The following is a 10,475-nucleotide window of genomic DNA, read 5'->3' as shown; positions in this document are numbered from 1 at the left end:
CTTAAGGGGTCCTGACCCTGGTCCGGCTCCGCAAAGCAGGTATCAGTTCGACGGCGATCATTGCGAAGAAGATGAGGGCGCAACCCGCTACACCCTGAAGCGACATGCGCTCACCCAACAATATGGCGCCGAAAAGTGCCGCAAAAAGCGCTTCGGAAGACAGCATGATTGCTGCCTGCGGAGCCGTGGTGAAGCGCTGTCCAACCACCTGAAGCGTGAAGCCGATGYCGGACGAGATCACGCCCGCAAAGAGGATTTCCGGCGCGGCCGCCAGGATCGAGAAAAGTTCAGTGCGCTCGGTGGATAACGTCGCAACGAGGCCAAGCAAGCCGCAGACCATGAACTGAACCAACGACAACATGATCGGCCTGCCGCTTTTCATGCCGATGCGATTGATAAAGATAATCTGCAACGCCCAGAATATGGCGCAGGCTACGATGAGCAAATCACCGGCCGTCAGCCCTTCGAGATGTCCTCCGGACAACAGATAAATGCCGGCAAGCGCCGTCAAGGCGCAGGGCCAGACAACCGGATGAGGCCACTGCCAAAACAGAATGACGCCGAGAAACGGCACCATGACCACATATAGGCCGGTCAGAAAGCCGGCATTGGTGACGGACGTCGTCTGCATGCCGACCTGCTGCAGCGCGGCCCCGGAAAAGAGCAGGACACCGATGAAAAAGAAGCCGTAATAATCGGCGCGCGTCAATTTCACCGGTGCAGCCTTCGCTTCGCGAACGGCGAGCGGCGTGATGGTCAGGGCGGCGAGGAAAAAACGCAGGGTGACAAACATGAACGGCCCGACGCTGCCCATTGCGCTCGACTGGGCGACGAAGCCAAAACCCCAGATCGCTCCGGCGAGAAGCAGCAAAGTGTTGGCACGGCCATGCGTCATGCGAATCCTGCGAAATGGAGCGGTCATCAAAGATCCGCATTGATCGCTGTCTAGCGATTGCAGTTCATGGCGGCAAGGGCGATACAAACGTTATGCGCGTGTCAGCCGTATGATTTTCCCATCGCCTTCATCTGTGAGAAGGTAGATCGAGCCATCGGACGCCACCCGCACATCGCGGACGCGGCCAAACTCGCCCTTGAGCATCCGTTCCTCACCCTTGATGGCGCCTTTCTCGTCGCGGTCCAGACGCACGAGCATCTCGAATTTGAGGGCACCTACGAGAAGGTCTCCCTTCCACTCGGGGAACATCGATCCTTCGTAAACGGCGAGCCCCGAGGGGGCGATGGATGGGTCCCAGTAGTAGAGCGGTTGCTCATAGCCCTTCGCATGGGTGCCGACGCCGATCTTCGCACCGGAATAGTCCACGCCATAGGTTATGACCGGCCAGCCGTAATTCTTGCCCGCCTGAGGCTGGTTGACTTCATCGCCGCCCCTGGCGCCATGCTCCACAGTGATCAATGAATCCGTGACCGGATCCCATACTGCCCCTTGTGGATTACGGTGGCCCTTGGACCAGATTTGCGGCAGGCCTTTTTTGSCGTCGGCGAATGGATTGTCCGCCGGAATGGTGCCGTCAGCATTGATGCGGAGTATGGAGCCCGCCTCATCCCTGAAATCTTGCGAGCGCTTTATTGTGCCCTGATCACCGATCGTAACGAAAAGCTTGCCATCGGGTGCAACAAGAATACGCGAGCCAAAATGCGCCGATCCCTTGGTGCTTTGCTTTACCGATAGCAGAACCGAGACATTTTCGAGTTCGGCCCCGTCTCCATTGCGAACGAGACGTGCGCGCGCCATCACTGTGCCGGTGCCATTCTGGCGGGGTTCGGTGTAGCTGAAATAGATGTTTCCACTCTTGGCAAAGTCCGGCGAAAGCGCGACATCGAGCAGACCACCTTCACCCTTGACGACGACCTTGGGAACGTTGGCAACGGGCTTCGACACTTTACCGTCCTTGACGATGCGCATCGTACCACCGCGCTCCGTCACGAGGAACGCGCCGTCGGTCAGGAAGGCGAGGCCCCACGGATGATCAAGTCCATCTGCAATCGTCTCGGCAGAGAGCGTCACCGTTTCAGTCTTGAAATCCTTGGCGAAAGCGGTCAGGGGCATCGATATCAAGACCGCAAACAGGCCCGCAGCAGCAATCCTTGGTCCTTGGTTCATTGACGGCGATCCTCTTCGTCGTTCGATAGATGAACGCATTTTGTGCATAATTCGCCAATCCGGTCGTCTCACAGTGATGTGAATTGTCGCGTCTCCGAGATTGATTTGCCTGTGCAAATTCCCGACGTGCGACATTTTCCACTTTCTACGTGAATTCGCCGGAATCGGTGCTATATTAAGGGACGAATGACTGAACGGTTCCGAAGTCTTGAGCTTCGGCGACCGTTTTCTTTTTGTGTCGAACGGCATCGATCGATGCCGTTCGACATTGACTACGAAAGGAGAGGGCATGGAAAAGGTCCCGATGACTCAGGCTGGATTCGACAAGCTCAAGGAGGAGCTGCGCTGGCGCCAGCAGGAAGAACGTCCACGTATTATTGCGGCCATCTCGGAAGCGCGCGCCCATGGCGACCTTTCGGAAAACGCCGAATATCACGCCGCCAAGGAAGCCCAGAGCCACAATGAAGGCCGGGTCGGCGAGCTGGAGGATTATACGGCACGCGCCGAAATCATCGATATTTCCAAGCTGTCAGGCGACAAGATCAAATTTGGCGCCACGATCCAGCTGATCGATGAGGATACCGAAGAGAAAAAGGTGTATCAGATCGTCGGCGATCAGGAAGCTGATCCCAAGGCCGGCCGCATCTCCATTTCCTCGCCCATCGCACGCGCGCTGATCGGCAAGAGCGAAGGYGAGACGATCGAAGTCAATGCACCCGGTGGTGCCCGGTCTTACGAAATCATCGGCTTCAGGTTCCTCTAGACTTCGTGCAGGAGCCCCTAAGTAGCGTCGAAGTGATCGCTCCGAATTTCAAGCGAAAGCTTTCCGGAGTCACTTCGACGATCATTCAGCTCATCCCGCTACAGCGAGCCAATGGCCTCAATATTGTCACCATGGGCCCCGGATTGCCCGCGGAACTGCCGAGCATTGGCTGGACATCGCTCCCCGGCCTCTGGTTCAAGCCAAGGATCAGGCCATTTCGTATCTGGCACGCGCGCCGCAACAATGAAATGATTGCCGGCATTCTCATGCGCCATGTGTTGCGCATGAAGTTGCAGCTGTTGTTTACATCCGCCGCCCAGCGCGATCACCAGCCTTTCACCAAATGGCTGATCCGGCGAATGGACGCAGTGATTGCCACGAGCGGCAAATCCGGAAGTTTCCTGAAGGTGCCCCACACCGTCATCATGCACGGTATCGATACCGAGCTGTTTCATCCACCTGAGGACGATCAGGACAGGTTTGCAGCCTCGGGCCTCCCGGGGCAATTTCTGGTCGGTTGTTCGGGGCGCATCCGGCCTTCGAAGGGGACCGATCTCTTCGTCAATGCAATGATTAAGTTGCTGCCGCAGCATCCGCAATGGACGGCGGTCATGACCGGCCGCACGACTGCGGAGTACAAGGGCTTCCAACAGGCCCTCCGCGACAAGATTGCGAAAGCCGGGCTTGGCGAACGCATCCTGTTTCTGGGAGAGGTGCCCGATGTGCGCCTCTGGTATCGCAGGATGACCCTCTACGTTGCGCCATCCCGCAATGAGGGCTTCGGCTTGACGCCGCTTGAGGCGATGGCCTCGCAGACCGCGGTGGTTGCGAGCGATGCCGGGGCCTATGCCGAGATGATCGAACCGGAGACGGGAACTGTGGTTGCGGCGGGTGACGGGCTCGCGCTTGAACAGGCGATTGCGCCTTACCTAGCCGATCCGGCGATGTGTGAAGAGGCGGGGAAGCTGGCACTTGCCCATGTTCGCCAAAACTTTCCGCTGCAGAAGGAGGCCGGCCGTATTGGCGAAGTCTACGAGCAGATCTTTGCCGGTGGATCGCAGCCGTGACCGTTACGGCCTTTATTATCCACCTTGAGCGCGCGACAAAGCGCGGCGAGCATGTCCGCGGATTGGTCGAGCGCTTGCCGGTGAAGGCGGAGATCGTCGATGCGGTGGACGCGCTCGCAATGGGCGAGGGTGATATTGCCGCCGTCTATGCCCRCTCGCTGCACAGTCCGTACTACCCGTTCGAACTGCGGAAATCCGAGGTCGCCTGTTTTCTGTCGCATCGCAAAGCTTGGGCTGCAATTGTCGATCGCAAGCTGGATGCAGGCCTCATCATCGAGGACGATGTCGAGGTTGATGCTGGTTTCGCGGCACAGTTGCAACTGGCGATCGACCGGTTGCAGCCGGCCGACTACGTCCGCTTTCCCCGCTGGCCGAGGGGTGAGTCGGGGATTGAAATTGCGCGCGTTGGCGCCAACAGCATCATTGAACCGGAACTTCCCGGACTGGGGATGCAGATGCAACTCGTCGGACGCGAGGCGGCGATGGCGCTGCTTGCGGCAACGGAACGATTTGATCGGCCTGTTGATACGACGATCCAGATGCGCTGGCTGCATCCCGTCCGTGTATTGTCAGCGCGGCCAATCACTATTCGGGAGATCGATTTCGATCTCGGCGGGTCGGTCGTTCAGGGCAAGAACAAGACTTTTGCCGGTCGGCTGAAGCGGGAAATCCTGCGCCCCTGGTATCGCGTGACGCTTTACCTCTACAACCGGTTTGGTCGTCGCTAAAGTACCATCAACGGTTCGTTCTTGACCGAACGGATGGTGAGGGACGTTCGAACTGAATCGACGTTGGGCGTTGAGGTCAATTCTTCGATGACGAAATTCTGGAACGTGGCAAGATCACTCGAGACGCAATGCAGCAGGAAGTCCGACTCGCCGGAAACCATCCAGGCGCGGCGCACGAGCGTCCAGTTCTTGGTTTTTTCGGCGAAGTTCTTCAGATCGGCATCAGACTGGCGGTGCAGGCGGATCATGCAGAATGCAACGATATCCTGGCCGAGGATCGAGCCGTTCAGGATCGCGCGATAGCCCTGGATGATACCGGCCTCTTCGAGCTTGCGCACGCGGCGCAGACAGGGCGGTGCCGATATGCCGACACGCTCCGCCAGTTCAACATTGGTGATGCGGCCATTGTCCTGCAATTGTTTCAGGATTTTCCAGTCGATCGCGTCGAGATCCGCCTTCAAAGGCATATTCCATCCTGTCCCAAGAGAATTGCGGCCACCATAGGCGATTCCCCATGCTGTGTAATCACATCCCGTTACGGTTGCAAACAGGTTCCACAAATCACGTAGAAACGCCGCTCTTCCGCCACAAGCTGTGGCTAACCCGTCTATGTTGAGCGAAGACCTTGCAACAAAGGGTGCTGAACCACTACTTTATAGTCATTGAAAGAGCATGGTGGTCGTGCCATCTCTTGTATGTCGAACACATATTACTTCAAGGTCTAGTCATGTCACAGCGCCATGTGCCCGTTCTTATCATCGGTTCCGGTCCTGCAGGTTATACCGCGGCGATCTATGCGGCTCGCGCAAACCTGAAGCCCGTCATCGTCGCCGGCCTGCAGCAGGGTGGCCAGTTGATGATCACGACCGATGTGGAAAATTATCCGGGCTATGCCGATACGGTGCAAGGCCCATGGATGATGGAGCAGATGCGCATCCAGGCCGAACATGTCGGCACGGAGATTGTCYACGACATCATCACGGCAGTTGACCTTTCTGTGCGGCCGTTCCGCCTCGTCGGTGATGGCGGCACGCAATACACATGCGATGCGCTGATCATTGCGACGGGCGCGCAGGCGAAGTGGCTCGGCATTGAAACGGAGCAGACTTTCATGGGCTTCGGCGTTTCTGCCTGCGCCACATGCGATGGCTTCTTCTACCGCAACAAGGACGTGGTGGTTATCGGTGGTGGTAACACTGCTGTCGAGGAAGCGCTTTATCTCGCAAATCTCGCCAAATCAGTGACGATCGTGCATCGCCGCGATCATTTCCGCGCGGAGAAAATTCTGCAGGACCGCCTGTTCGCCAAAGAAAATGTCAAAATCATCTGGGATAACGTCGTTGACGAAATTACGGGAACAGTAGCCAGAGCGCCGATGCCTGCATCGGTATCGGGCATACGCCTGAAGAATGTGAAAACGGGTGAGACCACGGAATTGGCAACACATGGCGTTTTCGTCGCCATTGGTCATGCGCCGGCGGTTGAGCTTTTCAAGGGGCAACTCAAACATAAGCCGAACGGCTATCTCTGGACCGCAGCCGATTCTACCGCAACGGATGTACCGGGCGTCTTCGCAGCCGGTGACGTTACGGATGACATCTATCGTCAGGCGGTCACCGCTGCGGGCATGGGCTGCATGGCAGCTCTTGAGGCCGAGCGTTGGCTGGCTGCGCAGGAACCAGTGCGTCAAGCTGCCGAATAGCAGCCGTTAATTTAGAGCCGGTCTCGATGTGCGTGGCCGGAATGGGGGAGAGACTGCGCGATGTCGCTTGATTGGGACAAATTGCGAATATTCCATGCTGCAGCGGAGGCGGGGTCGTTTACCCATGCCGCCGAGACGCTGCATCTGTCGCAATCGGCTATTTCCCGTCAAGTCAGTGCGCTTGAGCAGGATGTTGGCGTTCCGCTGTTCCACCGCCATGCTCGCGGTCTTATCCTGACCGAGCAGGGCGAAGTGCTTTACCGCACCGCCCATGAAGTCCTGATGAAGCTGGAGAATGTCCGCTCTCGCCTGACAGAGAGCAAGGACAGGCCGTCGGGCAAACTGCGCGTGACGACAACAGTCGGCCTCGGTTCGGGCTGGCTTATTGAGCGCGTGCAAGAATTCATCGAGCTCTATCCGGAAGTTCAGCTGCAGTTGCTTTTCGACAATGAAGAACTCGACCTGACGATGCGTCACGCGGATTGCGCTATTCGCCTGCGTCAGCCGCAGCAGCCGGACCTGATCCAGCGGCGGCTCTTTACCGTGCACATGCATGTCTATGCTTCACCGGCCTATATCGCCAAATATGGCAAGATCGAAAGTATCGAGGAAATCGATACCCATCGCATTGTCAGTTTCGGTGAGCCTGCGCCGTCCTATCTCACCAATCTCAATTGGCTGGAGGTTATTGGCCGGACGGATGGCAATCTGAGACCCGCTGTCCTGCAGATAAACAACCTCCTGTCGATCAAGCGCGCCATACAAAAGGGCGTCGGTATCGGTGTGCTTCCCGACTATATGGTGGAAAAGGATTCGACGCTGGTCCGGCTCCTGCCGGAGATGGAATTGCCGTCGTTCGACACGTTCTTTTGCTATCCCGAAGGAATCAAAAACGCCGCTAAATTGCACGTGTTTCGAGATTTTCTTTTCTCGAAAGCGCGTACGTGGTCCTATTAGGCAAGCTCTTTCGACATTTTACGAAAAGTTTTCCTTTCCAATCTCGTGCTGCTTTGCAGCATGATTTTGCCCGCGTCCCCGACATTCCACACCTGCAATTCCAACATTTCCCTTGATTTCGCCGGTATGCACTAAACGCATGGGTGCGATGCACAATTGGATGTTGCGAGAGAGCGTCAAAGGGCTCATATCCACATCACTTGCCGGTGCGTCTCCTCCTCCCATTGCGCGCCCGCAAGTGTTCCCCTCTGGAGGTATAGCCGGAAACGGCACCTTCAAAACTTAAGGCCGGGCAATTGTCCGGCCTCTTTTCTTTTCCGGGGTATGTTTCAAAAAATTGCAGGCTGCTACGTCGACGACGGATACGCTCTATCGCGGTATCCCGCATGTTGCCGATGTAAAAAAGGGGCCATTAGCCCCCTCGATTTTATCTGGTGATCTTCTTAGCGAAGGTTGGCGCAGAAACGCTGGATCCGTTTTCCGGCTTCTTCGAGATTGGCATCAGAAGTAGCGTAGGAGATGCGGAAGTTCGGTCCAAGGCCAAATGCCGATCCATGCACGGCAGCCACGGCTTCCGTTGAAAGCAATTCGCTGACGAAATCCTCATCGTTCTCGATGACCTTGCCGGATGGCGCCGTCTTGCCGATCGCTGCCGCGCAGGAGGGATAGACGTAGAATGCACCTTCGGGCTTGGGGCATTCGAGGAAGTTGGTCTGGTTGAGCATCGAAACGATGAGATCGCGGCGGCCTTCGAATGCCTTTTTGAAGACTGGTAAATGCGCCTGTGTTCCGTCGAGGGCTTCTACCGCTGCCCATTGCGAGATTGAGCTTGTGCCGGAAGTCTGCTGGCCCTGCACCATGTCCATGGCCTTGATCAGTTCGATCGGGCCGGCTGCATAACCGATACGCCAGCCGGTCATGGCATAGGCTTTCGACACGCCGTTCATTGTCAGCGTGCGGTCATAGAGATTTGGTTCAACCTGTACTGGCGTCACGAACTTGAAGTCGCCATAGGTCAAATGTTCATACATGTCGTCGGTCAAGACCCATACATGCGGATGACGCACGAGGACATCGGTAAGCTTCTTCATTTCGTCCCAGCTATAGGCTGCGCCGGACGGGTTGGAAGGCGAGTTCATGATGATCCACTTGGTCTTCGGCGTGATGACACGCTCCAGATCTTCCGGCTGCAACTTGAACTCGTTGGCCTGAATGGCCGAGACGATGACAGGCGTTCCGCCGCATAGCGAAACCATTTCCGGGTAGCTTACCCAGTAGGGCGCGACGCAGATCACCTCATCGCCGGGATTCAGCGTAGCGAGCAATGCGTTGTAGATGACGTGTTTGCCGCCGGTCGAAACGATCGTCTGGCTTGCCTTGTAGTCGAGCTCGTTTTCGCGCTTGAACTTGCGGGCAATTGCTTCGCGCAGTTGCGGAATGCCGGATACCGGGGTGTACTTGGTCTCACCGCGCCGAATGGCAGCGATGGCAGCTTCCTTGACATTGTCAGGCGTGTCGAAATCCGGCTCGCCAACGGACAGCGAGATGACGTCACGGCCCTCGGCTTTCAGATCGCGTGCCTTCTGGGTGATCGCAATAGTTGCGGAAATCTTCACACGGGAAAGGGCGTCTGCGAGGAATGCCATGGTATCGTTCTCCTGAAACGGGTTTGCGGGCCTGCTATGTCGCAATGGCGGCCGAATCGCAAGCAAAAGCATGCTTGCCGGTCTTCACATTATGCAGTTTCTGTGCAGGGTGTGGCATCGAACGTCCAATACATCAGCAATGTTTGAAGGATGCTTCAATCAAAATGATTGGACATATCGGCTCGTCGTGGGAATAGTCGCCCGCCAACCAGGCCGTCATTTGTGTGCCCGCACCGACGCTCTCAGGAGACCGCTACCATGCCAAGACTTTATTCACAGCCTGATTCAGGAAATTGCTACAAGCCGCGGCTTTTGAYGGCGAAATTGGCGATGCCTTTCGAGCACATTTCGATTTCTTCAACCGATGGTTCAACGCGCAAACCTGAATTCATGGCGAAGAATCCAAACGGCAAGGTGCCGTTGCTCGAGTTCGACGACGGACGGTTTCTTGCAGAATCGAATGCCATTCTGCTTCATTTGGCGGAAGGCAGTCGCTTTGTTCCCGAGGATTCGTACGAGCGCGCCTTGATGTATCAATGGCTGTTCTTCGAACAATACACGCATGAGCCGAATATCGCCGTTCGTCGGGCGTTGCTAGTCTATCCGGAGCGAGCAAAGGATGCGACGCCCGAGCGCCTGGCAGCAACACTGGAAGGCGGCAACAAGGCGTTGCTTGTGATGGAAAATCAACTGCAGAAGACGCCTTATTTCACAGGCAGTAATATCAGCCTCGCCGATATCGCGCTCTATGCCTATACCCACGGAGCCAATCGCGGCGGATATGACCTCTCAGCCTATCCATCCGTGGCAAAATGGCTGAGCCGCGTTGCGGGCGATGAGGGTCACGTTCCGATCACATGGCTACCAGACTGAAAACGAAAAAGGCGGGATAAATCCCGCCTTTTAAACTCTTGTGCGTTCAGAAATCAGACGATTCCCGTATGTGGATTAGCCAGCAACGCTAAGGTTGTCAGCGGACGACTTGCCCGAACGACGGTCCTGTACGATCTCGTAGTTGACCTTCTGGCCATCATTGAGACCGCGCAAACCTGCGCGTTCAACAGCGGAGATATGGACGAATACGTCTGCACCGCCAGTATCAGGCTGGATGAAACCGTAGCCCTTGGTGCCGTTGAACCATTTCACTGTTCCCGTAGCCATGGGAAATTCCTTTCAGATATATAAGACAGGCAGCAAGCACATTTGCGGCCCAGGGAATCGAACCTATGCAATGGAGTTCATCAGGAAGCGCAACAGGTTACGCAGGTCGCAAAGTCACTCGACCGATAAAATCGATGCGGATTACATATGACAGAATTTGCCCCAAAACAAGCCATATTGGAATGGGTTTATCGTCAGGGTTAAGTGCGACGGGTTGCATAGGCGAATTTTGGCCCTACATTCCTTGTTGAATTTCAGCACACTGTCCGACGTGTTTTAATAGTAGATGCTAATGTGAACTGGCCGAATCGCGGTCGTCCACGGGGGAG

The 10,475-nt window shown here is 56.2% G+C and carries 11 protein-coding genes; 6 read left to right on the top strand and 5 right to left on the bottom strand.

The window, feature by feature from the left end:
* Window position 1: 1 nt before the first annotated feature.
* The gene (locus ACXJ5O_RS10760) at window positions 2–922 is read right to left on the bottom strand and encodes a DMT family transporter (protein ID WP_457299889.1); all 921 of its coding nucleotides are present in this window, start codon (window positions 920–922) and stop codon (window positions 2–4) included.
* A gap of 63 nt (window positions 923–985) precedes the next feature.
* Complete coding sequence (locus ACXJ5O_RS10755; RefSeq protein WP_457299888.1) at window positions 986–2,122, bottom strand: PQQ-dependent sugar dehydrogenase; 1,137 nt, start codon at window positions 2,120–2,122, stop codon at window positions 986–988.
* Between the two features lie 289 nt (window positions 2,123–2,411).
* Between ACXJ5O_RS10755 and greA the strand changes: the two genes are divergently transcribed.
* From greA to ACXJ5O_RS10740, 3 genes are read left to right on the top strand one after another with little or no spacing between them, the layout of a single operon-like run.
* The gene (gene greA / locus ACXJ5O_RS10750) at window positions 2,412–2,885 is read left to right on the top strand and encodes a transcription elongation factor GreA (RefSeq protein WP_112530705.1); all 474 of its coding nucleotides are present in this window, start codon (window positions 2,412–2,414) and stop codon (window positions 2,883–2,885) included.
* A 5-nt stretch (window positions 2,886–2,890) separates the two neighbouring features.
* Entirely contained in the window at window positions 2,891–3,952 is a 1,062-nt protein-coding gene (locus ACXJ5O_RS10745; RefSeq protein WP_457299887.1) for a glycosyltransferase family 4 protein, read from the top strand.
* Window positions 3,949–4,680, top strand: a complete 732-nt coding sequence (locus ACXJ5O_RS10740; protein ID WP_457299886.1) for a glycosyltransferase family 25 protein — start codon at window positions 3,949–3,951, stop codon at window positions 4,678–4,680. The genes ACXJ5O_RS10745 and ACXJ5O_RS10740 overlap by 4 nt, the downstream gene beginning before the upstream one ends.
* On the opposite strand, the gene ACXJ5O_RS10735 is transcribed toward ACXJ5O_RS10740, so the two are convergent.
* Window positions 4,677–5,147, bottom strand: a complete 471-nt coding sequence (locus ACXJ5O_RS10735) for an Lrp/AsnC family transcriptional regulator (RefSeq protein ID WP_457299885.1) — start codon at window positions 5,145–5,147, stop codon at window positions 4,677–4,679. The two genes, ACXJ5O_RS10740 and ACXJ5O_RS10735, sit on opposite strands and share 4 nt — an antisense overlap.
* Window positions 5,148–5,407: 260 nt before the next feature.
* On the opposite strand from ACXJ5O_RS10735, the gene trxB reads away from it, so the two are divergent.
* Both trxB and ACXJ5O_RS10725 read left to right on the top strand, forming a co-directional pair.
* A complete protein-coding gene (gene trxB / locus ACXJ5O_RS10730; protein WP_457299884.1) occupies window positions 5,408–6,382 on the top strand; it encodes a thioredoxin-disulfide reductase in 975 nt (324 codons plus the stop codon).
* A 60-nt stretch (window positions 6,383–6,442) separates the two neighbouring features.
* Window positions 6,443–7,339, top strand: coding sequence for a LysR family transcriptional regulator (locus ACXJ5O_RS10725; protein ID WP_112530710.1), 897 nt, complete (start codon window positions 6,443–6,445; stop codon window positions 7,337–7,339).
* A gap of 443 nt (window positions 7,340–7,782) precedes the next feature.
* Here ACXJ5O_RS10725 and ACXJ5O_RS10720 read toward each other — a convergent pair whose 3' ends face one another.
* Window positions 7,783–8,985, bottom strand: coding sequence for a pyridoxal phosphate-dependent aminotransferase (locus tag ACXJ5O_RS10720; protein WP_457299883.1), 1,203 nt, complete (start codon window positions 8,983–8,985; stop codon window positions 7,783–7,785).
* Between the two features lie 258 nt (window positions 8,986–9,243).
* On the opposite strand from ACXJ5O_RS10720, the gene ACXJ5O_RS10715 reads away from it, so the two are divergent.
* Entirely contained in the window at window positions 9,244–9,858 is a 615-nt protein-coding gene (locus tag ACXJ5O_RS10715) for a glutathione S-transferase family protein (RefSeq protein ID WP_457299882.1), read from the top strand.
* A 75-nt stretch (window positions 9,859–9,933) separates the two neighbouring features.
* Here the strand turns inward: ACXJ5O_RS10715 and ACXJ5O_RS10710 are convergent, their stop codons facing one another.
* Window positions 9,934–10,146, bottom strand: a complete 213-nt coding sequence (locus ACXJ5O_RS10710) for a cold-shock protein (RefSeq protein ID WP_106718517.1) — start codon at window positions 10,144–10,146, stop codon at window positions 9,934–9,936.
* Window positions 10,147–10,475: the final 329 nt, after the last annotated feature.

The organism is Phyllobacterium sp. P5_D12 (genome assembly GCF_054049495.1).
Note: the sequence above shows the minus strand (reverse complement) of the source record. Positions and strands in the feature narration are given on the sequence as shown.

Excerpts from the sequence above, each read along its gene's own strand:
- ACXJ5O_RS10735 (WP_457299885.1), bottom strand. The coding sequence starts at position 5,147 with ATGCCTTTGAAGGCGGATCTCGACGCGATCGACTGGAAAATCCTGAAA.
- ACXJ5O_RS10710 (WP_106718517.1), bottom strand. The coding sequence starts at position 10,146 with ATGGCTACGGGAACAGTGAAATGGTTCAACGGCACCAAGGGCTACGGT.
- ACXJ5O_RS10720 (WP_457299883.1), bottom strand. The coding sequence starts at position 8,985 with ATGGCATTCCTCGCAGACGCCCTTTCCCGTGTGAAGATTTCCGCAACT.
- ACXJ5O_RS10725 (WP_112530710.1), top strand. The coding sequence starts at position 6,443 with ATGTCGCTTGATTGGGACAAATTGCGAATATTCCATGCTGCAGCGGAG.